This is a genomic window from Humibacter sp. (genome assembly GCF_051954055.1).
Lineage (GTDB): Bacteria > Actinomycetota > Actinomycetes > Actinomycetales > Microbacteriaceae > Humibacter.
The window spans coordinates 1-23,162 of the sequence record NZ_JBQCIE010000119.1 but is presented as its reverse complement, the minus strand read 5'-3'; the positions used below and the strand labels follow the sequence as shown (position 1 = coordinate 23,162).

20 protein-coding genes are annotated in these 23,162 nt (G+C 68.4%); 7 read left to right on the top strand and 13 right to left on the bottom strand.

Annotation, left to right across the window (positions count from 1 at the left end; all coding sequences use genetic code 11):
• Positions 1 to 80 precede the first annotated feature (80 nt).
• Positions 81 to 512 carry a hypothetical protein gene (locus ACTHNC_RS15680; RefSeq protein WP_440295554.1) on the top strand — a complete coding sequence of 144 codons (432 nt, stop codon included), beginning with the start codon at positions 81 to 83 and terminating at the stop codon, positions 510 to 512.
• A gap of 153 nt (positions 513 to 665) precedes the next feature.
• Here the strand turns inward: ACTHNC_RS15680 and ACTHNC_RS15675 are convergent, their stop codons facing one another.
• The 6 genes from ACTHNC_RS15675 to yczR all read right to left on the bottom strand — a co-directional run bounded on the left by ACTHNC_RS15675 (position 666) and on the right by yczR (position 12,339).
• The gene (locus ACTHNC_RS15675; RefSeq protein WP_440295553.1) at positions 666 to 2,870 is read right to left on the bottom strand and encodes a DEAD/DEAH box helicase; all 2,205 of its coding nucleotides are present in this window, start codon (positions 2,868 to 2,870) and stop codon (positions 666 to 668) included.
• 378 nt (positions 2,871 to 3,248) lie between these two features.
• Positions 3,249 to 4,352 (bottom strand): histidinol-phosphate transaminase, encoded by a 1,104-nt coding sequence (locus tag ACTHNC_RS15670; protein WP_440295552.1) that lies wholly within the window; start codon positions 4,350 to 4,352, stop codon positions 3,249 to 3,251.
• Entirely contained in the window at positions 4,349 to 5,815 is a 1,467-nt protein-coding gene (locus ACTHNC_RS15665; RefSeq protein WP_440295551.1) for a purine-cytosine permease family protein, read from the bottom strand. Before ACTHNC_RS15665 ends, ACTHNC_RS15670 begins: the two co-directional genes overlap by 4 nt.
• Positions 5,816 to 6,347: 532 nt before the next feature.
• Positions 6,348 to 7,235: a helix-turn-helix transcriptional regulator gene (locus ACTHNC_RS15660; protein WP_440295550.1), complete on the bottom strand. Its 888-nt coding sequence runs from the start codon at positions 7,233 to 7,235 to the stop codon at positions 6,348 to 6,350.
• Positions 7,236 to 7,407: 172 nt separating this feature from the next.
• Entirely contained in the window at positions 7,408 to 10,794 is a 3,387-nt protein-coding gene (locus ACTHNC_RS15655; RefSeq protein WP_440295549.1) for an efflux RND transporter permease subunit, read from the bottom strand.
• A 114-nt stretch (positions 10,795 to 10,908) separates the two neighbouring features.
• Positions 10,909 to 12,339 carry a MocR-like transcription factor YczR gene (yczR, locus tag ACTHNC_RS15650; RefSeq protein ID WP_440295548.1) on the bottom strand — a complete coding sequence of 477 codons (1,431 nt, stop codon included), beginning with the start codon at positions 12,337 to 12,339 and terminating at the stop codon, positions 10,909 to 10,911.
• Positions 12,340 to 12,401: 62 nt separating this feature from the next.
• Between yczR and yczE the strand changes: the two genes are divergently transcribed.
• Positions 12,402 to 13,244 (top strand): membrane protein YczE, encoded by an 843-nt coding sequence (gene yczE / locus ACTHNC_RS15645; RefSeq protein WP_440295547.1) that lies wholly within the window; start codon positions 12,402 to 12,404, stop codon positions 13,242 to 13,244.
• A 145-nt stretch (positions 13,245 to 13,389) separates the two neighbouring features.
• Here the strand turns inward: yczE and ACTHNC_RS15640 are convergent, their stop codons facing one another.
• From ACTHNC_RS15640 to ACTHNC_RS15620, 5 genes are read right to left on the bottom strand one after another with little or no spacing between them, the layout of a single operon-like run.
• A complete protein-coding gene (locus tag ACTHNC_RS15640; RefSeq protein ID WP_440295546.1) occupies positions 13,390 to 14,178 on the bottom strand; it encodes a MerR family transcriptional regulator in 789 nt (262 codons plus the stop codon).
• Positions 14,179 to 14,235: 57 nt separating this feature from the next.
• A complete protein-coding gene (locus ACTHNC_RS15635; protein WP_440295545.1) occupies positions 14,236 to 14,592 on the bottom strand; it encodes a hypothetical protein in 357 nt (118 codons plus the stop codon).
• 1 nt (position 14,593) lies between these two features.
• Positions 14,594 to 15,133, bottom strand: coding sequence for an SRPBCC domain-containing protein (locus ACTHNC_RS15630; protein WP_440295544.1), 540 nt, complete (start codon positions 15,131 to 15,133; stop codon positions 14,594 to 14,596).
• Positions 15,130 to 15,531 (bottom strand): ArsR/SmtB family transcription factor, encoded by a 402-nt coding sequence (locus ACTHNC_RS15625; protein WP_440295543.1) that lies wholly within the window; start codon positions 15,529 to 15,531, stop codon positions 15,130 to 15,132. Before ACTHNC_RS15625 ends, ACTHNC_RS15630 begins: the two co-directional genes overlap by 4 nt.
• Entirely contained in the window at positions 15,531 to 15,881 is a 351-nt protein-coding gene (locus tag ACTHNC_RS15620) for a VOC family protein (RefSeq protein WP_440295542.1), read from the bottom strand. The genes ACTHNC_RS15625 and ACTHNC_RS15620 overlap by 1 nt, the downstream gene beginning before the upstream one ends.
• 142 nt (positions 15,882 to 16,023) lie before the next feature.
• Between ACTHNC_RS15620 and ACTHNC_RS15615 the strand changes: the two genes are divergently transcribed.
• Positions 16,024 to 16,878 (top strand): DUF4097 family beta strand repeat-containing protein, encoded by an 855-nt coding sequence (locus ACTHNC_RS15615; RefSeq protein WP_440295541.1) that lies wholly within the window; start codon positions 16,024 to 16,026, stop codon positions 16,876 to 16,878.
• Complete coding sequence (locus ACTHNC_RS15610; RefSeq protein WP_440295540.1) at positions 16,875 to 17,504, top strand: PadR family transcriptional regulator; 630 nt, start codon at positions 16,875 to 16,877, stop codon at positions 17,502 to 17,504. The genes ACTHNC_RS15615 and ACTHNC_RS15610 overlap by 4 nt, the downstream gene beginning before the upstream one ends.
• Positions 17,505 to 17,596: 92 nt before the next feature.
• On the opposite strand, the gene ACTHNC_RS15605 is transcribed toward ACTHNC_RS15610, so the two are convergent.
• Entirely contained in the window at positions 17,597 to 17,848 is a 252-nt protein-coding gene (locus tag ACTHNC_RS15605; protein WP_440295539.1) for a hypothetical protein, read from the bottom strand.
• A gap of 119 nt (positions 17,849 to 17,967) precedes the next feature.
• Between ACTHNC_RS15605 and ACTHNC_RS15600 the strand changes: the two genes are divergently transcribed.
• The 3 genes from ACTHNC_RS15600 (at position 17,968) to ACTHNC_RS15590 (ending at position 21,878) form a co-directional block, all read left to right on the top strand.
• Positions 17,968 to 20,121 carry an APC family permease gene (locus ACTHNC_RS15600; RefSeq protein ID WP_440295538.1) on the top strand — a complete coding sequence of 718 codons (2,154 nt, stop codon included), beginning with the start codon at positions 17,968 to 17,970 and terminating at the stop codon, positions 20,119 to 20,121.
• A gap of 221 nt (positions 20,122 to 20,342) precedes the next feature.
• The gene (locus ACTHNC_RS15595) at positions 20,343 to 20,654 is read left to right on the top strand and encodes a hypothetical protein (RefSeq protein ID WP_440295537.1); all 312 of its coding nucleotides are present in this window, start codon (positions 20,343 to 20,345) and stop codon (positions 20,652 to 20,654) included.
• Between the two features lie 9 nt (positions 20,655 to 20,663).
• The gene (locus ACTHNC_RS15590) at positions 20,664 to 21,878 is read left to right on the top strand and encodes a DNA polymerase domain-containing protein (protein ID WP_440295536.1); all 1,215 of its coding nucleotides are present in this window, start codon (positions 20,664 to 20,666) and stop codon (positions 21,876 to 21,878) included.
• A 117-nt stretch (positions 21,879 to 21,995) separates the two neighbouring features.
• Here ACTHNC_RS15590 and ACTHNC_RS15585 read toward each other — a convergent pair whose 3' ends face one another.
• On the bottom strand, positions 21,996 to 23,021 hold the full coding sequence (locus ACTHNC_RS15585) for a LacI family DNA-binding transcriptional regulator (RefSeq protein WP_440295535.1): 1,026 nt from the start codon (positions 23,019 to 23,021) through the stop codon (positions 21,996 to 21,998).
• Between the last annotated feature and the right edge of the window lie 141 nt (positions 23,022 to 23,162).

The following is a 23,162-nucleotide window of genomic DNA, read 5'->3' as shown; positions in this document are numbered from 1 at the left end:
CGCCGCCTCATGACAGCCGGCACCGAGCGCGATGAGAATGGCGTGTGCGAGCCGAACGGATCGGCCGAGAGGAGACGCCGATGTCAACACAAACGCAGAGAAGCAGCACGGAGAAGCTGACCCGCCGATCCCGCGAGGCGCTCTACGCGCTGGGGCTGCAATTCCTGCTCGGCATGGCCGCCAACCTCATCGGCAGTCCCGAAGAGAACTCCGGCGCCGGGGCCGCGGTCGCCGGCATCGTCCTCGGGCTGCACGCGCTCGTGGGCATCGGCCTCATCGTCGTGTCGGTGCGCGTCTGGATGGCTGCCCGGGCGGAACGAGCGGGCGTGCGCTCGGCGCTGTGGGCGTTCATCGTGATCATCCTCACGTTCCTGGCCGGCGTCGGGACGATGATGACGGGCAGCGGCTGGTTGTCTTTCCTCATGTCGGTCGGATTCGTCGTGGCTGCTGCCCTCTACGTCGGAATCGGCGCGGGCGCGCTGCTCCGGCAGCGAGCATCCACCGTCCAGTGACGCCGCGGCCGTAGGCGACTCGAGGCCTCATGGCCCTCACGTTCATAACTCCTGCAAAACCGTAGGCCGGGGCTCGCCGGGCTCGAAGACGCGGGCCCGGCGCCGAACAGCCGACCACAGCTGCAGGAGTTATGAACCGATCGGCGAGGCGCGTCAGGCGACCGGAGCGTCAGCTGCGCCGACGACGACGTCGCTGATGCGGGCGTCACCTGCCGCGACATCCTCGAACGCCGCCTCGATCTCGGCCCGGCCGAGCAGCTCCGTCATGCGACGGCGGCGCTGGCGCGGGATCAGCGTCACGACGGTGCCAGGCTTTCCAGCGCGGCCGGTGCGCCCCGAGCGGTGCAGGTACGTCTTGTACTCGTCGGGGGCATCCGCCTGGATCACCAGATCGATGTCGTCGACGTGGATGCCGCGCGCCGCGACATCCGTCGCCACCAGCACCGAGACGCGGCCGTTCGACAGCTTGTCGAGGTTGCGCTGGCGCCGCGACTGGCTCAGGTCGCCGTGCAGCGACACGGCGGGGATGCCGGCGTCGTCGAGCTGGTCGGCCAGCTGCTCGGCGAATGCGCGGGTGCGGGCGAAGATCAGCGTCTTGCCGTCGCGGTCGGCGAGCTGCTCGACGATCGCGCCCTTCTCCCGGTGCTCGATGACGAACACGCGGTGGTCGATGGTGCCGGACGCCTGGTCCTCACCTGCCACCTCGTGCACGGCGGGGTCGACGAGGAACTCGTCGACGAGCGACGCCACGCCCGTGTCGAGGGTGGCGGAGAACAGCAGCTTCTGGCCGCCTTCTGCAGTGCGACGGATGATCCGCTGCACCGGCTCGAGGAAGCCCAGGTCGCACATGTGGTCGGCTTCGTCGAGCACGGTGATGACGACCTCGCTGAGGTCGAGGTGGCCCTGCTCGATGAGGTCCTCGATGCGGCCGGGGGTGCCGATCACGATGTCGACGCCGCGGCGCAGCGCACCGACCTGGCGCGCCTGGGGGACGCCGCCGTAGATCTGCGTGGTGAAGAGGCCGACGCTGCGGGCGATCGGCTGCACCGTGCGGTCGATCTGCAGCGCGAGCTCGCGCGTGGGCGCCATGATCAGCGCGCGCGGCGAACGGCCCATGGTGCGCTTGCCGCTGGCACGACCCGATTCGGCCCAAAGCTGCATCAGGCGCTCCACGAGCGGTGCGCCGAAGGCGATGGTCTTGCCGCTTCCGGTGCGGCCGCGGCCGAGCACGTCACGCCCGGTGAGCACCTCGGGGATCGTGGCCGCCTGGATCGGGAACGGGCTCTCCGCACCGAGCTCGGCGAGCGCACGCACGATGTTGCCGCCGAGCCCGAGGTCGCCGAACGTCACACCCTCGACGTCGGATGCCTCGATCGCCTCGGCCTGGAGCCTCTCGAGCACGACATCGTCGGCCGGCGTGTGCGGGGCGCGGTCGTCGCGCTTCGGATAGAAGTCGGAAGCGCGGCGCTCGCGAGGAGCGTCGTCGCGGCGGGCCGGGCGGCGGTCGCCACGGTCGTCGAACGAGCGACGCGGACGGTCGTCGTCGAATCGGCGTGCCGGATGGTCGTCGTCGAAGGAACGACGGGGACGGTCATCGTCGAAACGACGGCGGGGTCGGTCCCCGTCGAAGGAACGGCGCGGGCGGTCGTCATCGAAACGACGACGCGGACGGTCGTCGGAGCGACGGCCGTCATCGAAGGAGCGGCGACGCGGCTGGTCGTCGTCGAAGCGGCGGGCCGGGCGGTCGTCGCTGTAGCGGCGTGCGAGGCGGCCGTCGTCGTCGTGACGACGTGCGAGGCGGCCGTCATCGCTGTAGCCGCGAGCCGCACGCTCCCCGTCGAAGCGGCGATTGGAGCGTTCTTCGTCGTTGTAACGACGAGCCGGACGATCGCCCTCGAAACGACGAGCGGGACGGTCGCCATCGAAAGGGCGGCCGGGACGGTCGCCATCGAAACGACGCGAGCGCTCCGCGTCACGACGCGAACGCTCGTCGCCGAAGGAGCGACGATCGTCGCGGAAGCGGTCCTGTCGCGCGGGCCGCTCGTCGCGACGGTAGGTTGTGTCTCCGCGGTCCGCACGCGAGTACGTGTCGCGCGAGTGCTCGTCCCGGGAGCGCGAGGCGTCGCTCGCGCCACGCGGACGCTCAGCAGCGTGACCGCGAGCGGCACGCTCGTCGGCGGTCCAGCGACGCTTCTTCGGGGCATCCGTCTCGTCCGGACGGTAGCCGCGGTGACCGGCGCTGCGGCTGCCCGGCTTCGAGCCGGGCTTCGCGCCGAACGGCTTGTGGCCGCCCGACTTCTTGGCGCCGTAGCTCGGGTCGAAGTTCGGACGACCGGCGGGCTTCTTGTTCTTGGGCATCAAGGATTCTTCTGGGTTGTTCTCGAGTGTGCAGGGCAGAACCCGCGACAGGTCGTCGCGTCCTTGCAGAACCTCGGGCGGCAGAGATCACCGCCTCGGTGAGGACCGTTCCATACAGGGCCATCCGCCGCGGCGTGCATCGACGCGAGAGGTGCTCTTCGCACCAGGCGGAACCGGCCCGCAGGACTTACAAACCCATCCGCGCGAGTGCGCGGTGTCCAGAGCCGACCGAACGACTATACCGGATGCCGGCTGGCAGCCAGCTGGGCGGCCTGGCCGCGAAGAAGTTCTCGTTCAGGTCGCACTTTATGTCGCTTCCGCGCGGCGATGGCGACGAAAAGTGCGACTTGAACGGAGAATTACAGCCCGCCGGGCCGGTCACGCCGCCGCGCCGGCCCAGTGGCCGCAGAGGTCGAGCACGCGGTCGTTCGCCTCCGGCGAGCCGATGCTGATGCGCACGCCGTCACCCGGGAACGCCCGAACCGACAGGGCGGCGTCGAGCGCCGCATCGGCGAACGCTTCGGCCTGCTCACCGAGCGGGAGCCAGAAGAAGTTGCCCTGCGCATCCGGAATCACCCAGCCGCGTGACCGCAGCTCCGCGACGACGCGCTCCCGCTCGACGACGATCGCCTCGACGCGCTCCAGAACCCGGGGCATCGCGTTCAACGACGCGATCGCCGCCGCCTGTCCGACAGTGGAGACCGCGAACGGGACGGCTCCGCGCTGCACGCTGGCGATGACATCCGGATGCCCCACCGCGTACCCCACTCGCAGGTCGGCCAGCCCCTGCGCCTTCGAGAACGTGCGCAGAGCGACCGCGTTCGGCCGGTCGCGCACCGTGGCGAGGGCATCCACCGCATCCGGTTCACGCACGAACTCGACATACGCCTCGTCGATCACGACCAGGATGTCTGCAGGCACCCGTTCGAGGAAGGCGTCGAGCTCCGTGCCGCTGAGCGCCGGTCCCGTCGGGTTGTTCGGGGTGCAGAGGATGATCACCCGCGTGCGATCCGTGATGGCGGCGAGGAAGGCATCCAGGTCGTGCCTGCCCTCCGGAGTCAACGGCACGGGGACGGACTTCGCGCCCGACAGACCCACCGAGATCGGATACGACTCGAACGAGCGCCACGCGAAGATCACCTCGTCTGGGGTGCCGCCCGCCCGGCGTCCGGCGAAGGCCGCGAGGATCTTGTTCAGCACGTCGAGGCTGCCGGCGCCCGCGACGATGCCATCCAGCGGCGCGCTCAGCACGTCGGCGAGCGCCTCCCGCAGCGGCGCGGCCGTGGCATCCGGGTACCGGTTCAACGCGAACGCATCCCGCACGGCCGCCGCCACCTCAGGCAGCGGTCCGAACGGGTTCTCGTTCGATGAGAGCTTGTGACCGACGAGCCCAGGGACATCCGCTGGCGGTCGCCCCGCCCGGTACACCGGAAGTCGCTCGAGCTCCGGCCGGGGACGAGGAGCCGTGCAGACGGTGCTCACGCCGTGCGCTCGGCGACCGCGTCGCCCTCCGGCTCCGTGGCATCCTCGACGGCGTCGTCGGGGTAGATCATCCGGTCCGGATGCTTCAGCGTGCGCTTGGCCCACGGGTAGTAGATCGCGAACGTGACGACCATGGCCACGACCCAGGAGATGTCGAGCCCGCCCATCGCCTTGGCGATCGGCCCGGTGTAGAGCGTCTGCGAGAGGAACGGAATCTGGATCAGGATGCCCACCACGTAGCTCACGATCGCCACGAGGTTGACCGAGCCGTACCTTCCCTTGGGCGTGTAGAGCGCGGGGATGTCCACCTTCTCACGCGAGATGAAGTAGTAGTCCGTCAGGTTGATGATGCTCCACGGGATGAACACGGCGAGCAGCAGGAGCACGAAGTTCTTGAAGAAGTTCAGGAAGTCCGCGCTGGCGGCGATCGCGATGATCATGCTCACCGCGACGAACGCCACGATGATCAGCGAACGCACCCGTTGCGAGATGGTGCGGGCGTTGTTGAACCCGGTGACGGTGGTCAGGATCGTCATGAATCCGCCGTACGCGTTCAGGCAGTTGACGGTGAGCTTGCCGACCAGCACGGTGAGGTAGGCGATGAACGCCGCGACGCCGAAGCCGGCGAGCTTGCCGAGGAAGCCGACCTGGTTGGCGAGGAAGGCATCCCCTCCGACGAGGGCGATGAGCACACCGAAGGTCATCGCGATCTGCGTGCCGATGACGCTGCCGGAGAAGGTCGCCCAGAACGTGGATGCGACGGTCGTGGAGCGAGGCAGGTAGCGCGAGTAGTCGGCGACGTACGGCGCGTACGTCATCTGCCAGCCGGCGGAGAGAGTGACCGCGGTGATGAACGACACCCAGCCGAAGGGCGTGGCGAGGAACTTGGTGCCCACGTCGTAGTTCACCAGGAGAGCGATGATCAGGTACGCGAAAACGACGAAGCCGACGACGGTCGCGATGCGGCCGAGCGCGTGGATCCACCGGTAGCCGAAGATGGCGATCACGGCGGTCAGGACGCCGAAGATCAGGATGCCGACGACGGGCGCGTTCACGCCGATCATCAGGTTCACGGCCTGGCCGGCGAGCACGCCGCTGGTCGAGGCGAATCCGAGGTACATGACGATCACGAGCACGAGCGGCAGGGCTGCGCCGCGCACGCCGAACTGCACGCGGCTGGAGATCATCTGCGGCAGGCCGAGGCGCGGGCCCTGAGCGGAGTGCAGGGCCATGAAGATTCCGCCGAGCACGTTGCCGACGGCGAGACCGATGATCGCGGAGAGCCCGTTGGCGCCGAGGATGACCGCGAGCGCGCCGGTCACGATCGTCGAGATCTGCATGTTGGCACCGAACCAGAGCGTGAACTGGTTACGCGGGCTGCCGTAGCGCTCGCTGTCGGGGACCATGTCGATGGTCCTGCGTTCGATCACGGGTGCTGCCGCGCTCGCGTTCTGCTGTGTCATCGTCGACTCCTGTGCTGCGCACGGTGCTCGGGTGCCCCGCAACGCTGATGGCCTTGGTGTTCGGCAACCCTACGACGGTGGGATACCGCGTCATCGGGCCGATCCGGATATCGACGTCCGGTATACCGGACGTCATGCGGCGGTCTGCGGAGGGACCGCGGCAGTTGTCGCCCGCTCGGCCACGGCTGATGCGCCCGGCCGCCCCCGAGGGCCGAGACGTGCGCGACGGCTCTGGCGCGCGCGACTGCTCCGGTGTGCGCGACCGCTCCGGTGTGGGCGACGGCCCCGGTGTGCGCGACGGCTCTGCCGTCATGCGCCCATTCTCTTCATCCGGTGAAGCCGGTCACGGGGAACGCCGCGCGCGGTGAGCGTCGACCCGTGTCCGTAACTCCTGCAGAAGGTTGCGCGGTCGCTTCCCGTCGCGCGGCGCGCCGCGGCGGCCGACCGTCGTGTGTTACACCCTGCAGGAGTTACGAACAGTGGCGGCGGGCGAGCCACGGCGCTGTCCCGCGGTCACACAGTGGGCGCGGCCTCACGACCCGGCGGGCGCTGACTCCTGGTGCGGTGCAGGCAGCTCGGCGGTCGCCGCCCAACTGGCAAGCAGCACGAGCGCGTCGGCCGACGGCGACCCTGGTTCGGCCGTGTACGTCGAGATGGTCAGCCCGGCGTCCGCGGGCAGCTCGAGTGCCTCGTAGGTCAGCTCGAGGTCGCCGACCACCGGGTGGTGCAGGCGCTTCACGCCCGTTCGGTGGTAGCGCACGTTGTGCGCACCCCAGAGCGTGCGGAACCGGTCCGATTGAGTGGACAGCTCTCCCACGAGATCGGAGAACCGCTTGTCGTACGGGTTGCGTCCCGCTTCGCCGCGCATGGTGGCGACGAGGTCCTCGCTGACCACCTCCCAGTCCACGTAGAACTCCTGCGCGGCCGGGTCGAGGAACGTGAACCTCGCACTGTTCGGAGACGGATGCCCGAACACCGGCGAGTAGAGCGCTCGCCCGAGCCGGTTGGCGCCCACATAGTCGAAGTGGTTGTTCCTGACGATGGCGGGCGCTCCGGTGATCGCGTCGAGGACGCGCTGGATGCTCGGCCGTAGCGCACCGGAAGCACGGCGCCGTGGCGAGCGGATGACCGGCGACTCGTTCGCGGCCTTCGCCAGGTCGAACAGGTGCGCCGTCTCGGCCTCGTCGAGCTGCAGCGCACGGGCGAGCGCGTCGAGTACTCCGTCGGATGCTCCTGCCAGGTCGCCGCGCTCGAGGCGGGTGTAGTAGTCGACGCTCACGCCGGCCAGCAGCGCGACCTCTTCTCTGCGCAGTCCGCTCACTCGGCGATTGCCGCCGTACACGGGCAGGCCGGCCTCGGCCGGGGTGATCCTGCCCCGCCTGCTGGTGAGGAACTCGCGCACCTCGCTGCGGTTGTCCATGCATCCGACGCTACCCGGCGCCGTCCCGTCGAGGGAGGACCCGTCAGTACCCGGTTACTGGCCGACGGTTGTCCCCACCCAGCCACCACCCCATCCGATTCAGGTCGCAGTTTCTGTCGTTTCCCGGGCACCGATACGACAGAAACTGCGACTTGAACGAGAAAAGGATGCGCTACCGGGCGGGCTGCAGCTCGCTCGGCGGCTCCGGTGCTGCGTCGGGCGCGGCAGGCGACTCGCCGCCACCGGCATCCGCCGCGCCGCGCTTCGCCGCTCGGCGCGCACGACGCCGATCGCGGGCGCCCTCCACGAGGTTGTACAGCGTGGGCAGCACGACGAGTGTGAGCAGCGTGGACGAGACCAGGCCGCCGATCACGATGATCGCGAGCGGTTGCGAGATGAACCCGCCGCGCCCGGTCACGCCGAGCGCCATCGGCAGCAGCGCGAAGATCGTCGCGAGCGCCGTCATCAGGATCGGCCGCAGACGGCGGGAGGCGCCGTGCCGCACCGCGTCGGGAACAGAGAGCCCCCTGTTGCGGTACTGGTTCACCAGGTCGATGAGCACGATGGCGTTCGTCACCACGATGCCGATCAGCATCAGCATGCCGATGAGGGATGCCACGCCCAGCGGCACACCGGAGACGATCTGGAGGCCGATGGCGCCGGTCGCCGCGAACGGGATCGAGACGAGCAGCAGAAGCGGCTGACGCAGCGACTTGAACGTGGCGACCATGATGACGTAGACGATCAGGATGGCCGCCAGCATCGCGAGCCCCAGCTGCGAGAATGCGCTGCCCTGGTTCGCGGTCACGCCGCCGATGGTCGCGGATGCACCGCTCGGCAGGTCCGCCTTCTTCAGCGCCTGCACCACCTGCGTGTTCGCGCTGGTGAGGTCGTCGCCGACCGGGTTGGCGGTGACGGTCGCGGTCTGCAGGCCCTTCTGCGTGGTGACGGTGGCCGGTCCCTTCGCGTCGTGCACGTCGGCCAGCGTCGACAGCGGCTGCGGTCCGCGCGGGGTCTGGATGGGCAGCGCCTTCAGCTCGTCGACCGTCATCGGCTGGTTCTTGTCCGCGATGTAGATGGTGAGCGAGGTGTTGTCGATCGAGACCGTGCCGGCCTGCGTCGGCTGCATGGCCTGCGAGACCTGGGTTCCCACGGCCACTTCGCTGAGGCCGTACTCGGCGGCCGTCGTTCGGTTCACGGTCACGGCGATGTACGGCAGCGTTGAGGCGAGGTTGCTCGTCACCTGGTTCACCGAGCTCAGCTTGTTCAGCTGGCTCACGACGGAGTCGGTTGCCTTGCGAAGGTCGTTCTGGTTCGACGCCGAGACGTCGATCTCGAGGTTGCTCGAACCGCCGAAGCCGGCGCTGGCGGACACCCGCAGGTCTCCCGGGACATCCAGGTTCTTCAGCTCGTTCTGCACCGTGGTCTGCAGGGCGTCCTGGTCGGCGTTCGGGTCGGTGGTGATCGAGAACGTTGCGCTGTTCGCACCCCCGCCGCCGAAGGCATCCGCCAGTGCGCTGCCCGACGTGCCAACGGAGAGCTGAACGGTTTTGACCCCGTCGGTGGCCATCAGCTTCTTCTCCACCACCGTGGCGGCGTCGTCCTCCGCCTGCAGACTCGTGCCCGCCTTGAACGACTGCGTCACCGTGAGCGTGTTCTGCCCGCTGGAGCCGAGGAAGTTGGTCTTCATCAACGGCGCGAGCGCGAGCGTGCCGCCCAGCACGAGCACCGCGATGATGATCGTCACCGCCGAGTGCTTGAGCGTGAAGTTGATGATCGGCAGGTATCCGCGCTGCAGGCGCGACGGATGCTCGAGCTCGTCGTGTCCGCTCGCCACCGCCTCCGCGATCGACAGGTGGCTCGCCTCGTCATCGGCCGCGAACTCGGCCTGCTGTTCCGGCGTGAGCTCGACGCCCTTCTTCGCGGCCTTGCGCTGCGCCTTCGCCGCCCCCTTGTCGGCACGTCTCTGAAGCCTGGCAGCACTGGGCGGACGCACCCACCAGTATGCGAGCACGGGAACGATCGTGAGCGCGACGAGCAGCGAAGAGAGCAGGGCGATCGTCACCGTCACCGCGAACGGCCGGAACAGCTCCCCCGTCACGTCGCCGACGAACGCGATCGGCAGGAACACGGCGACCGTCGTGAGAGTCGAGGCCGTCACGGCGCCGGCCACCTCGCGAACGGCGGCGACGATCGCCTTCGCCCGGTCGACGCCCGGCACCATGTGCCGCTTGATGTTGTCGATCACGACGATGGAGTCATCCACCACGCGCCCGATCGCGATCGTGAGGCCACCGAGCGTGATGATGTTCAGCGTGTACCCGCCTGCCCACATGCAGATGAACGTGATGAGCACGGAGGTCGGGATCGAGATGAACGTGACGATCGTCGACCTGAGCGAGAGCAGGAAGATCAGGATGATCACCACGGCGAACAGCAGACCTAGGGCGCCCTCCTCGGCGAGCGAGTCGATGGACTGCTGGATGAACGGCGCCTGATCGAACACGGACGTGAACTTGGCGTTGTGGCCGAGCGCGCTCTCGAAGGTCGACGTCTGCTTCTTCACCTCGCTCGACACCTCGACCGTGTTCGCGGTGGGCGTCTTCGTGACGGCGATGGTGAGCGCCGGCTTGCCGTTCACGCGCGAGATCGAGGAGGTGGGGTCGTCTGTGATGGCGACCGTGGCGACTTCGCCGATGGTGTGCACCGCCGGGGCCTGGGCCGCCTGCGCTGCCGCCTGCTTCTGGGCTGCCGACGCAGCACCGGCGGAGCCTGCCGCGGAGTCCGCCGCGGATGGTCCGGAGGTCGCCGCCGACCCCGTGGACACGAGCGGCAGCGCCGCGATCTGGTCGACCGACGACAGAGTGGACCCGGCTTGCACCGACAGCGTCTTGCCGTCCGCGGTGATCGATCCCGCACCGATCAGCACACCGCTCTGCTGCAGGGCGGTCTGGATGGACTGCACGCTCGCGCCGGCGGCTGCGAGCTTCGCCGGATCGGGCGTGATGGTGACCCGCTGCCCGACGGCGCCGATCAGCTGAGCGGAGGCGACGCCATCCATCTTCGTGATCTCGGGCAGCACGAGCCGCTTGATGTCGGCGGCGAGCTGCTTCTCGTTCTCGTCGCTCGTGACCGCCAGTTCGATGATCGGCAGGTCGGAGATGCTGCCCGCGAACACCTGCGGTTTGACGTTCGACGGCAGCCGCGACGAGATGTTGCCGATGGCCTGATTGATCTTCTGCTCCGCCGTGTCGAGGTCGGAGCCGTAGGTGAACTTGGCCGTGATGAGCGACTGGTTGGTGCTGCTCACCGCCGAGGTGCTGTCGAGGTTCGGCACGTTCTGGATGGCGGACTCGATCGGCGTGCTCACGTCGTTCTCGACCACCTGCGGCGACGCCCCCGGGTAGCTGGTCACGATGACCAGCTCGGGAAAGTCGATCGAGGGCGTCAACTCCTGCTTCAGGTTCGACAGCCCGATGACACCGAACACGACGACCACGAGCGTTGCGAGCCCGATGAGAGCACGGTTCTTCATGCTCAGTACGGCGAGGGAGTGCACGTACGGATCCTTAGGTCTGGTGTGAAGCAGGGTGAGTGACGAATCACGGCAGCGCCGCCGACCGGGCGATTATCGCACCCCACTCTGGACGGTTGACCGCGGTCAACTACCCGCTCAGACGACTGCCGCGAGCATCCCCGGTTCGGGCAACGGATGTCTGGATGCCGCCGGCCACGCCCGCTGCAACGCCGCGACCGCGCGCTCCACCTGCGACTCGTCGCGCGTCAGCGGGATGCGCAGGAACCGCTCGAACGCGCCATCCACTCCGAACCTCGGCCCGGCCGTGATCAGGAGGCCCTCGCTGCGGACGGCGAGCGCGAGCTGGGAACTGACCGGTGCACCGATGTTGACCCACGCCGCGAGTCCGCCGTGCACGTGCGGCACGTTCCATTCCGGGAACGAGTCGGGCACGATCCGTTCGATCGCGGACCGGCCGCGGGCGAGCACGAGACGCCGCTCCGCCAGCACGGTGTCGTAGCTCTCGAACAGCGCCGCGACGACGAGCTGATCGAGCACGGGCGTGCCGAGGTCCATGTTGGCGCGCACGGCGTGGAGCCGCCGGATGGTCTGCCGGTCGGCCCGCACCCAGCCGATGCGCAGCCCGCCCCACATCGTCTTGCTCGCCGAGCCGATCGTGATCACGCGTGCACCGTTCGCGGATGCGGCCAACGGCGGGTAGGTCTCCGGGCGGTCGATGTCGAGTTCGGCGGGCGTCTCATCCGCGACCACGACCGTGCCCTGCGCTGCGGCCGCATCGAGCAGCCGCCGGCGCACGGATGCCGTCATCGAGCGCCCTGTCGGGTTCTGGAAGTCGGGCATCACGTATGCCACCGACGGGCTCGTGCGCCGCAGCACCGACTCGAATGTCTCGACGTCCCAGCCGTCGCGCGAGTCCACGGAGACCGGTGTGGTCACGATGCGCGCACCCGCGGCGCCGATCGCGTCGTACGCATGCGGATACGTCGGCACCTCGATCAGCGCCCGGTCGCCGCGGCTCACGAGCGCACGCGAGATCAGCGCGATGGCCTGCTGCGCACCGACCGTGACGAGCACCTCGTCGGCGTCGGTGGGGAGTCCCCGCGCGGTGTACCGTCGCGCGATCGCCTCCCGCAGCACGGGCAGGCCCACCGTGTCGTACCCGGTGTCGCCGAGCAGCGACACGACCTGCTCGGATGCCCTGCGCACGGCATCCGCCATCATCGACGGGGCGGGCAGCGCGGCCTTCGTGAAGTCGAGAACGCCCTGAGTCGGGGCACTGGGTGAAGCGGCCCTGCCGGGCAGGGCGGTGCGTGTGCCCGAGCCCTGGCGGCTCACCGCGAACCCCTGTTCCCGGAGCCGCTGGTAGGCGGCCGTGACCGTGGTGCGGCTGACCTTCAGCTGCGCGGCGAGCTCGCGCTCCGCCGGGAGGCGGATGCCGGAGAGCAGCCGGCCGTCGATCACGAGCAGACGGATGCGATCGCTCAACGCCTCGTACGACGGCCCGTCGGTGCGCCACTCGCCGAGCAGTTCCAGCAGGGAGCGCGATCCGATCGCCGTCGATGCCATCAGGCCACTTTAGCCTGATTGGCTCTACAAGAACAGGCCGGTCTGTAGATTGGATGCTTCCTATGCAGCCAATTCTCGCGTCAACCACCGGCGGAATCTCCACGGTGCGGAGCCGGGCGCGCTGGAGCCTACGGCCGCTCAACACTCGTCCCGCGACCCGCACACGACGGTTCACGCAGCTGCTGGCCGGCCTCTTCCTCTACGGCATCGCGATCGCCGCGATGATGCAGGCGGCGATCGGCATCGAATCCTGGGATGTCCTGTCGCAAGGCATCATGATGCGCACCGGCATCCCGTTCGGTCTCGTGACCAACCTCGTCGGCGCCGTTGTTCTGCTGTTCTGGATCCCGCTACGCCAGAGGCCCGGCCTCGGAACGGTGCTGAACGTGCTGCTCGTCGGGCCGTCCGCGCAGTTCGGACTCTGGGCCATCCCGCAGCCGGACCTGCTCTGGGCGCGCATCCTTCTCTTCGCGGGCGGCCTGCTGCTCATAGCCGTGGCATCCGGCCTCTACATCGGGGCACAGTTCGGCCCCGGCCCGCGCGACGGCCTGATGACCGGGCTGAACACCCGCACCGGCCGCCCGATCTGGCTCGTGCGCACGGGCATCGAGGCGGTCGTGCTGCTCGTCGGATGGCTGCTCGGCGGCAACGTCGGCTGGGGCACGCTCGCCTACGCGCTGTGCATCGGCCCGCTCGTGCACGTCGCGATCCCGCTGTTCGCGCTGCGCCGAGCGGATGCCCGTGGCGCAGCGGAAGCCGGAGCGGACACGGCGGCGACCGTCGCGTTCCGTGCATCGGTCGACGGCGAGCGGTGCGACCTGCACGACCGCTTGGTCGAGCCGGACGCGGCCGCCCGCCGACGGGAGCCCGCGCGCGAACGCTGGGCGCTCGGCCCCCGCGGCTGAGCCGCCTGCTGAGCCGCCGGCCGCCGCCGTCCGCACCCCACCCCGGGACGTGAGACTGGGTGTATGAGATGAGACCTGGCGCTGTGCACCTAGCCTCATCCGATACACGTAGTCTCACTTCTCTGAGGGCTGCCCTCGTCGGGGGCTACATCGTGGTGGCGTAGACGCGGAACGCGTCTCGCACGTACTCGGCACCCTCGGTGCCGCCGTAGTTGGCCGCGAACCGGTCGTCGGCGACGTACATGTCGCCGTATCCGAGCAGCGTCTGCGCGCTGACCGTGACGCCGGTCGCCGGCGCCGACAGGTTCAGCCAGTCGACGTGACGTCGCACGATCTGCTGCACCCGGTCATCCGCGGGGTCCACGCCGTCGGCGCGCGCCGACGCGTAGTCGGCCGCGATGTCGAGGTGCTGCTGCTGGAACGCGCGCTTCTCCTCGTCGGTCTTCGAACGCCACCACGCGTCGCTCTTCGCGTACGCGTCCTTGCCCCAGCGCTCCTCGACCTCCTGCTTGTACTGCGTGTGATCGAATCCATCGAATGCCTTCTCGGCCATGATCGCCTCTCCTCTCTCCAGTGCATCGATGGTGAACTCCACGGATGCCGCCTGCCGCGCCAACCTCTCCTGCTCGCTTCTCAGCCAGCGGAGGTGGTGGCGCAGCGCGGTCGCCTCGTCGGTCTCTCGATCCAGCACCGCGCCGATGTCCGTCAGCCCGAGCCCGAGCTCGCGCAGCAGCAGGATGCGCTGCAAACGCACGAGCGCACGCTCGTCGTAGTAGCGGTATCCGTTGCTGCCGATGCTGCTCGGCTTGAGCAGACCGATGTCGTCGTAGTGCCGCAGCGTGCGACTGGTCGTTCCGACCAGACGCGCCAGCTGCTGGATCGACAGCTCGACGAACTGGTCGACCGCGCCATCGGCATCCGTTTCGTTCCTCATGACAACGACGCTAGAGGTTGACGCAACGTCAATGTCAAGCGACCGCGCAAGCCAGTTTCAGGCAGGAAGCGTCGCTCCCGGAAAACCGGACGCGGGATGCACCTCGGCGACCAGAACCTGCGCCTGCACCGCGGGGTCGCCGTCGATGATCCGCTGCGTCTCCTCGACGCTTCCGGCGAACACTCCGACGCCGGCGAGTTCGCTGTCGTCGCGGATCGGGAGCACCACGTTCAGGATGCCCGCGTCGCGCAGCTGCATGTTGCGGCGCCCGTGCTCCCAGATGATCTCCCTGGCACCGGGTTCCGTGTAGCGAGGCCCGGTGTGCAGCAGCACGACCGTGTAGGAGCGAGTCTGCTCGAGGGTGCGTCGCATCTCGTCGTCGTCGATGTCGCGCAGGTTCAGCCACTCGTCCATCTCACATCTCCTCGCCGGTGCCGGGCGCCCCGGCCTCCGCCGCCTCCACGAACCGCCCGAGGATGATCTGCCAGCCGCGTTGGAACGACCCGCCGCGGTAGCCGCCGGGCAGCGCGCAGTCCTCCCGCAGCTGCTCCTCGTTCAGCCGCTCCCAGCCGCGATGCTCGAGGTCCACCCTGGTGCGATCGGATGCCTCCTGGATGAACCGCAGCTCCACCTCCGTCGGAACGCCGGTCACGTTCCACGTCATCACGAAGCGCTCGGGCGGCTCCCAGTCCAGCAGGATGCCCCACTCCCGCTGCGTGCCGTCGTGCCACGTCTCGTAGACGCGGCCGCCCACTCGGCGCTCGAACGTCACAGAGGCGACGGCATCCTGCCCCATGGAGAACGGGCGCAACGGCCACCAACGATCGATGGTGCGCACGAAGGTGTTGAAGACGGCCGGCCGGTCACGCTGCACGACCACGCTGGTGCGGATCGGCGGACGCTCGAAGGCGAGGACGACTCCCGTGTCGTCGCGGGCATCCTGTTCGATGCTCATCGCGCCTCCCGTCGTCGTTCGCGTGGCGCTGCGACCGCGTCCGGCGTGGCGGTCGCCTCGGGCTCAGCCTCTGCGATGCGTGCGGCATCCGCAAGGGCCGTTCCCCACAGTTCGTCGAGGAACCCACGGAGCCCGGCCAGCCCCTCCGCGCGGGTGCGGTACAGCCGGCGGGTGCCGTCCCTGCGCTCGGTGAGCAGGCCTGCATCCTTCAGCACGGTCAGGTGCTGGCTGATCGCCGGACGCGAGACGTCGAACGAGCGGGCGATCTCCCCCGCACTCAGCTCCGACGTCGCCACGAGCCGGAGGATGGCGCGGCGCCGCGGCTCGACGACCGCCTTCAGCACGTCGGTCTCGGTGGATCCGGCCTCGTCGAAGCGGTCCGGGTCGGCCGCGGCCACTACGCCCACAGTCCGACGAGCGTGCCCTCTGGGTCGGCGAGAACCGCGAACGAGCCGTAGCCGTCCGGCAGCGCCGTCGGTGGCACGACCGCGCGTCCGCCCAGTTCGACTGCCTTGTCCAGGTACGCCTGCAGATCGTCCACGCGCACGTAGACCGTCGTGCGCGGAACGTCGCCGCGTTGCGGCTCCCCGATACCGCCCGGGATCGCTCCCTCGCCTGCACCCGTGTCGATCAGCGTGTATCCGTCGCCGATCGGCTGAGCCGTCCAATCGAAGAGCTCCGTGTAGAACCGAGTCGCCTTCTCGCTGTCGCGCGCCGTGAACTCGAACATCGCCACCGGCTGTCCCATGATCCGCTCCATTCGTCAGTACCGCCTTACGTTAGCTCTCACTGACGGACGTTGTCAACAACCAAGAGTTGCACAATCGCGGAACGCGATATATCGTGTCTCTCGAAGTCGCGATATATCTCGAGAACCGGAAGGAATGGACATGGCACAGGAACGCTGGATCGTGAATCCAGGAGAGAGCAAGACGATCGACTTCGAGGTCGTGCGCAAGCTGAAGGTCAGCCTGATCGGCGGTCGCGTCGACGTGATCGGCCACGACGAGCCGACGGCTCGGGTCGAGGTGAACGAGGTGAGCGGCAAGGAGCTGCTGATCTCGATCGACGGCGACACCCTCGAGGTGGACCACCCGCAGTGGCGATGGGACAACTTCATCGACGTTTTCCGTTCCTGGCGGGGCAAGGCGACCGCCGACGTGACGGTGCTCGTGCCGCGGGACGTCGAACTCAAGCTCGGCGTCATCTCCGCCGTCGCACTGGTCAGCGGGCTCGTCACCGACCCCAAGCTCAACACCGTCAGCGGAGAGATCACGGCGGACGGCATTGTTGGCGACCTCGATCTCAACACCGTCAGCGGCGAGCTGACGGCACGCGACCACCGCGGCGAGGTCTCTGCGCACACCGTGTCCGGTGATCTCACGGTGTCGGGAAGCGTCACCAAGTTCGCCGCCGACAGCGTGAGTGCGAACATCTACCTCGACCTCTTCGACGTGCCGTTCGAGGTGAAGACGAACTCCGTCTCCGGCGACCTCACAATGCGTCTCGACGAGAACGTCGGTGTTCGCTACCGCATCAACACGGTGAGTGGCATCGCCCACCTGGACGGGACCACTGTGATCAAAGGCTCGATGGGCAAGACCTACACGAGCCAGACCGGCAACCTCGAAGGCAAGTGGCTCGACGTGTCTGCCAGCTCCGTCTCCGGCAACATCTCCGTGGTGCGCAGACGGCAGGGCGAGCCGACGAGCACGACGACGGATGCCGCTGGCGGCGCCGCATGACACCCGCGGTGTTCTCCCACGGCAGCCTGCGCCTGTACCTGCTCAGTCTGCTCGAGACGTCCCCGAAGCACGGCTACGAACTGATCCAGGCGCTCAGCGACCGGTTCGGCGGCACGTATAGCCCCAGCGCGGGGACGATCTACCCACGGCTGGCGAAGCTGGAAGAAGAAGGACTCGTCACCAAGACCGCCGTCGGGCGCAAGACCGTGTACGCGATCACCGACGCGGGCCGCGAGGAGCTGCGGGCACGGGCATCCGAGCTCGACGACATCGAGAACGAAGTGACCGACTCGCTGCGCCGCATGGCCGACGAGGTGCGGGCCGGCGTCAACCAGGCGATGAAGAGCCTGCGTGCCGACCTCGCGGCCGCGGCACGGGAGGCGAAGGAGGACACCAAGCGTTTCGCGCGAGAGACCACGCCGCAGGACACCGCGCCCGACGCACGCGGGGAGTCGCGGCTCGCACTGCGCGAGGCGGAGATCGTGCTCAACGAGTTCCGCCAGCAGGTGCGGGCGGATCTGCGGCAGGCATCCATGCGCGATGGCATCCCCGCCGCGGCGATCGGCGGCCTGCGGGAGGGCCTCTCGCGGGTGCGCTCCGAGTTGCTGAGCAAACTCGGGCGCTGAGCGCGCGCATCCCTCCCGCGCCCGGGACCCTGATGCCTCGGGCGTGTCACTCGGTGGGCGTCGCGCTCACGCGCGATCGGACTCGCGGATGCTCACGCCACCCGCCCGGTCTCCGTCACGGTTCCGTTCGGGCAGTGCAGGTACACGTGCCCCTCTTCCTTCTCCGAGACGTGACGGGCGAGAGCCTCCCCGCAAAGCGGGCAGGCTGTGCTGAGCGGCGGCTGGGCGTCGTAGGGACCGAGCGGTGCGGGTCCCAGCACCGGGACCAGCTTGCCGTCCAGCCACTCGACCGCCTGAGTCAGACCGTGCCTGTGGATCGTTGCGCCACTTCTGTTTCGTGGCATGCCATCAGGGTAGGTCCGGTGCCCCTGGATGCACCCTCGCCGATACAACGCTGGGCGTTGGCTTCGTGCCATGACGCACCGACTTGACAGTCAATAGGCAGGTAGTAGTCTCGTCCCTCGTGACAAATGAGGGGAAGGTCCCCGGGCTCGACGGTCGCTCTGCAAAACGGTGGCTGATCGGGGAACCTCTACCCAGTGAGAAGCTCGAGGGGCAGCTCCTCCCGAAGCACCTCGCGCTGCCGATCTTCGCCAGCGACGCGCTCTCCTCCGTGGCGTACGCGCCGCAGGAGCTGATGATGGTGCTCCTGGTGGGCGGTGTCGCGTTCCTCACCTACTCTCCGTGGATCGCTCTCGCGGTCATCGTGCTCATGCTCACGGTCGTCGCCTCGTACCGGCAGCTCGTGAAGGCGTACCCCTCAGGCGGCGGCGATTACGAGGTCGCGCACAAGAACCTCGGCGAGAAAGCCGGGCTCGTCGTGGCATCCGCTCTGCTCGTCGACTACGTGATGACGGTCGCCGTGTCCGTAGCCAGCGGCGTGGACAACATCATCTCCGCACTTCCCTGGCTGAGCGGGTTCCGGGTCGAGCTCGCGGTCGCGTTCGTCGTGCTCATCGCCGGCATGAACCTGCGCGGCGTGCGGGAGGCGAGCAAGGCGTTCTCGATCCCGACCTATGTCTTCATCGGCTCGATCGGCGTGATGATCGTGACGGCGCTCATCCGTACCGCGCTCGGCGTCGCACCTATCGCGGAGTCGGCGCAGTACGCGGTGCGCTCGGAGGGTCTGGCGCAGGCGGCGATCGTGCTGCTCCTGCTGCGGGCATTCTCGAGCGGATGTTCCGCCCTCACCGGTGTCGAGGCGGTCGCCAACGGCGTGCAGGCGTTCCGCACCCCGAAGATCCGCAACGCCCGCACAACGCTGCTCATGATGGGGGGTATCGCGATCTTCCTGTTCGCCGGGCTGATGGCGATCTCGCTGATCAGCGGCGTGCACTACGCGGAGAACCCGTGCGACCTGATCGGCTGGAAGCAGTGCGCGACCGAGCCGCAGCGCTCGCTGATCGCGCAGCTGGCATCCGCCACCTTCGGAAACAACTCGGTGCCGTTCTTCATCGTGCAGGCGGCCACCGCCGTCGTGCTGCTGCTGGCGGCCAACACCGCGTTCAACGGATTCCCGCTGCTGGGTTCCGTGCTAGCCCGCGACTCGTATGCCCCCAAGGCGCTGTCCACGCGCGGCGACCGCCTGGTGTTCTCGAACGGTGTGATCGCGCTGGCGCTGGCCGCGATCATCCTGCTGGTCATCTACCAGGCGAACCTCACGAACCTGATCCAGCTGTACATCATCGGCGTGTTCGTCTCGTTCACGCTCGGCCAGTCCGGAATGGTCAAGCACTGGATCACCCTGCTGCGCGACCGCGAGGCTCGACGGCAGGCGAAGGACCGCACCACGATCATCCGCAGCATGTCGATCAACGCGTTCGGCGCGCTGCTCACGTTCAGCGTTCTGGTGGTCGTGACGATCACGAAGTTCACGCACGGCGCGTGGCTGGTGTTCATCATGATGCCGGTGCTGTTCCTGCTGATGCTCGGCGTGAACCGCTACTACCGCGACGTGGCCAAGGAGGTCGAAGTCGACCCGACCACCACGTTCGGCTCTCGCGGCGACCACGCGATCGTGCTGGTCGGCAAGATGCAGAAGCCCGTGCTGAAGGCGCTCGACTACGCGATCGCGGCGCGGCACCAGTCCATCGAGGCGATCCACATCTCGGTCGACGAGGAGTCCACCGAGCTGCTGCAGAAGCAGTGGCACGACATGAACATCCACGTGCCGCTGACCGTCATCGAGTCGCCGTACCGAGACTTCGGCATTCCGTTGATGAAGTACATCAAGCACCGCCGCGAGGAGCACGGCTCCGAGGTGACGACGGTGTACCTGCCGCAGTACATCGTGGGCCACTGGTGGGAGGGGCTGCTGCACAACCATCGCGCCCGGCGCATCTCGAAGCAGCTGATGATGATCCACGGGGTCACGATCGCGCTCGTGCCGTGGCTGCTCGACTCGTCGGAGCTGATCTATGGTCGCCGGTCGCGGCCGCTGCCCGGGCAGGACCGGCGCGGTGAGCCGATCCGCGCCATCCCCCGTCGCCCGCTCGCCCCCGCGGCGCCGACCGCTGCGGGACGCGGCAAGCAGGATGTCTCGACCCCTGCGATCCGCGACGTCACCGCAGCGCCTGACGAGAGAAAAGCAGCTGACGCTGCACGATCCAGACACTGACCAGCCGTCGCGCGGCGTTTCAACTGCAGAAGTGGCGCATACGACCGCATCCATGGACCACAGCTGCAGTTGAAACGCGGCTGGTCATCTCAACGCGGCGAGCGACCGGAGAAATCGCACCCCGGAAACTGACCGCCACTATCGCCGTCTCGCTCGCCCTGCTGGCCGCCACCTCGCTCGCTGGATGCAGCGCGTGGGCCGGGTCCCGTCAGGGGTACCTCGTGTACGACGACAAGAACGAGGCGGTCAGCGCCGGCGACAAGGATGTTCCGGCCTGGCTCCCGGACGACGCCACGGGCATCACCCTCGACTACCCGGCAGATGCGCCTGGCTACCTGATGAAGTTCGCGTCGGCTGCCGGCGTACCGGTTTCGGCGACCTGCACGGCAGTACCTCGGAGCGAGCCACTGAAGCCTACGATCTCGGCCGACTGGTGGCCGAAGCAGCCGCTGACCACGGACCGACGCGTGTGCGGGACGATCCAGGTCGCGCGGCTCGGCACCGAGTGGTACGCCTGGGCGAACGGGAGTTAACTGGGCCAGATGAGTCCGTCGTCGAAGTCGGAGACGTTCCTGGAGGTCGACGGGTTCGAGGTGCGCATCTCGCACCCCGACAAGGTCGTGTTCCGCGAGCCGGGACTGACCAAGCTCGACCTCGCGCAGTACTACATCGCGGTCGCCGAGGGTGCACTCCGCGGTGCGGGCGACCGCCCGATGGTGCTCAAGCGGTACGTCAAGGGCCTGTCTCAGGAGCCGTTCTTCCAGAAGCGGGTGCCCCGCGAGCATCCGTCGTTCATCGACACGGCGACGCTGCACTACGCGAGGGGCACGTCGGCCGAGGAGACCGTGGTACGGGATGCCGCGGGCCTGGCCTGGGTGTCGAACCTCGGCTGTCTCGACCTCAATCCGCACGCGGTGCGCGCGGAGGATCTCGACCACCCGGACGAGCTCAGGGTCGACCTCGACCCGATGCCGGGCGTGGACTGGTCACAGATCGTGGACGTGGCGTTCATCGCAAGGGAGGTGCTCGACGACCACGGGCTCGTCGGATGGCCGAAGACGAGCGGATCGCGAGGACTGCACATCCTGGTGCGCATCGCTCCGAAGTGGGACTTCGCCGCGGTGCGCCTGGCCGCCGAGACGCTCGCCCGTGAGGTGGAGAACCGCGCGCCGGGCCTCGCGAGCGCGCACTGGTGGAAGGAGGAGCGCGGCGAGAGCGTGTTCGTCGACTTCAACCAGAACGCGAAGGACCGCACCGTGGCATCCGCGTACTCGGTGCGCGCGCTGCCGGATGCCCGTGTCTCGACCCCGCTGGACTGGGGCGAGGTGCGCTCCCGCCGCCCGGAGGAGTTCACGGTGCCGACCGTGCTGCGCAGGTTCGCCGAGCGGGGCGACGCTCACGCCGGCATCGACGAGGCGGTCGGATCGCTTGATGCGTTGCTGGCGCTCGCCGACCGGCTCGGACCGGCGGAGAAGCCGCCGCGATCCGGTGACGGCGACGGCCGGCGGGTCTCCACGATGCCGCTGATCGAGATCGCCCGCACGAAGACGAAGCCCGAGGCGGTGGCCGCACTGGAGCAGTGGAAGACCGAGCATGCGGATGCCGCCGCGCGGCTGCATCCCGCCGACGAGTTGGTGGACGGCATGCGCGGATCGAGTTCCCTCTGGTATCGAGTGCGGATCAACCTGCAGCACGTGCCGGAGGCGGAGCGGCCGGAGCAGGGGCCGCTGCTGGCCGACTACGATCCGTGGGCGTGAAGCGATTCAGGTGCCCTGCCGAGGCACCCTCAACAGAGACTCCCTGAATCGTGGCGGCCGTCGCTTCGATCGGGCTGACGTGGATCAGGCGTCGCGCCGCCGGCTGCCGCTGCTCGTCTACATCCTCGCGTCGGGCACCATCGGCGGATGAGACGACCGCACGACGAGTTCCGGTGTGATGAGACGATGACGCGCGACGTCTGCTGAGCCCTCGGCATCCGTCAGCAGGGCCAGCACGCCGGCGGCGACCTCGTCGAGTCGCTGGTCGACGCTGGAGAATCCCATCGCGGCCGACACCGGGGTGTTGTCGAAGCCGATCACCGGCAGCGCGCCCCCGGTCTGCACCACCGCGCCGAGCGCGAGGCTGTCGCTGGCGGCGACGACGGCATCCAGGTCGCCGATGCGGGCGATCAGGCGGTCGGATGCCTCGCGCGCCGCCGACACTGTGTCGACCGCGGTCTCCTGCAACATCTCGAGTCCCTCACCCAGTCCGGCCGCGGTCATCGCGTCGCGCCACCCGCCGGAACGCTCGTCGCCGGTGCCCGATCCGGCCGGCCAGCCGAGGAAGCCGATGCGGCTCAGCCCCCGATAGAGCAGGGACTCGGTCGCGGCGCGCACGCCGGCGCGACCATCCACATCGACCCAGGCGTGCCGCGGATCGTTCATGTCGTCGATGCCCCACGGGCGCCCGAACGTGACGAAGGTCTGCTCATGCTCGATCAGCCACTCGGTGCGCGGATCTCCGTGGAACGTCGAGGTGAGCACGAACGCGTCCACGTCGGATCCGTCGATCAGGCGCCCGAACTGACGGATCTCATCCTCGGGCCCGGTCGCCGTGAAGAGGAGGATGCGCAGGCCGATGGCATCCGCCTGCTCGGTGAGCGCGTGCAGGAACCGATCGAGGATCGACCCGGAGATGCCGTCGAGCATCGGGTCGAGGCGGATACCGATGGTCGAGCTCTTCTGCGTGCGCAGCCGGCGAGCGGATGCGTGTGGGCGGTACCCGAGGCTGTCGATCGCGCGTCGTACACGGTCGCGGGTGTCGGGGCGCACGATATCGGGCGAGTTGAGCACGTTCGAGACGGTCTGCCGCGAGACGCCGGCGACCCGCGCCACATCGTGCACCGTCGGCAGCTTGGACATCGGATCCCCTCCTCTCGTTGGTGCGATGACGACGGTTCAAGTCGCCGAAAAAAACCAAATGATGGTTGGGAAAAGGGAGAATTAAAAAAAAAAAAAAATGGAGAAAAAGGCCAAGGGCCCCAAGTAAAAAAAAAAAATGAA

Bases quoted from the DNA above. Each gene is read 5' to 3' on its own strand.
- ACTHNC_RS15680 (WP_440295554.1), top strand. From the start codon at position 81: ATGTCAACACAAACGCAGAGAAGCAGCACGGAGAAGCTGACCCGCCGA.
- ACTHNC_RS15675 (WP_440295553.1), bottom strand. From the start codon at position 2,870: ATGCCCAAGAACAAGAAGCCCGCCGGTCGTCCGAACTTCGACCCGAGC.
- ACTHNC_RS15665 (WP_440295551.1), bottom strand. From the start codon at position 5,815: ATGACACAGCAGAACGCGAGCGCGGCAGCACCCGTGATCGAACGCAGG.
- ACTHNC_RS15660 (WP_440295550.1), bottom strand. From the start codon at position 7,235: ATGGACAACCGCAGCGAGGTGCGCGAGTTCCTCACCAGCAGGCGGGGC.
- yczR (WP_440295548.1), bottom strand. From the start codon at position 12,339: ATGGCATCGACGGCGATCGGATCGCGCTCCCTGCTGGAACTGCTCGGC.
- yczE (WP_440295547.1), top strand. From the start codon at position 12,402: ATGCAGCCAATTCTCGCGTCAACCACCGGCGGAATCTCCACGGTGCGG.
- ACTHNC_RS15640 (WP_440295546.1), bottom strand. From the start codon at position 14,178: ATGAGGAACGAAACGGATGCCGATGGCGCGGTCGACCAGTTCGTCGAG.
- ACTHNC_RS15635 (WP_440295545.1), bottom strand. From the start codon at position 14,592: ATGGACGAGTGGCTGAACCTGCGCGACATCGACGACGACGAGATGCGA.
- ACTHNC_RS15630 (WP_440295544.1), bottom strand. From the start codon at position 15,133: ATGAGCATCGAACAGGATGCCCGCGACGACACGGGAGTCGTCCTCGCC.
- ACTHNC_RS15620 (WP_440295542.1), bottom strand. From the start codon at position 15,881: ATGGGACAGCCGGTGGCGATGTTCGAGTTCACGGCGCGCGACAGCGAG.
- ACTHNC_RS15615 (WP_440295541.1), top strand. From the start codon at position 16,024: ATGGCACAGGAACGCTGGATCGTGAATCCAGGAGAGAGCAAGACGATC.
- ACTHNC_RS15610 (WP_440295540.1), top strand. From the start codon at position 16,875: ATGACACCCGCGGTGTTCTCCCACGGCAGCCTGCGCCTGTACCTGCTC.
- ACTHNC_RS15605 (WP_440295539.1), bottom strand. From the start codon at position 17,848: ATGCCACGAAACAGAAGTGGCGCAACGATCCACAGGCACGGTCTGACT.
- ACTHNC_RS15590 (WP_440295536.1), top strand. From the start codon at position 20,664: ATGAGTCCGTCGTCGAAGTCGGAGACGTTCCTGGAGGTCGACGGGTTC.
- ACTHNC_RS15585 (WP_440295535.1), bottom strand. From the start codon at position 23,021: ATGTCCAAGCTGCCGACGGTGCACGATGTGGCGCGGGTCGCCGGCGTC.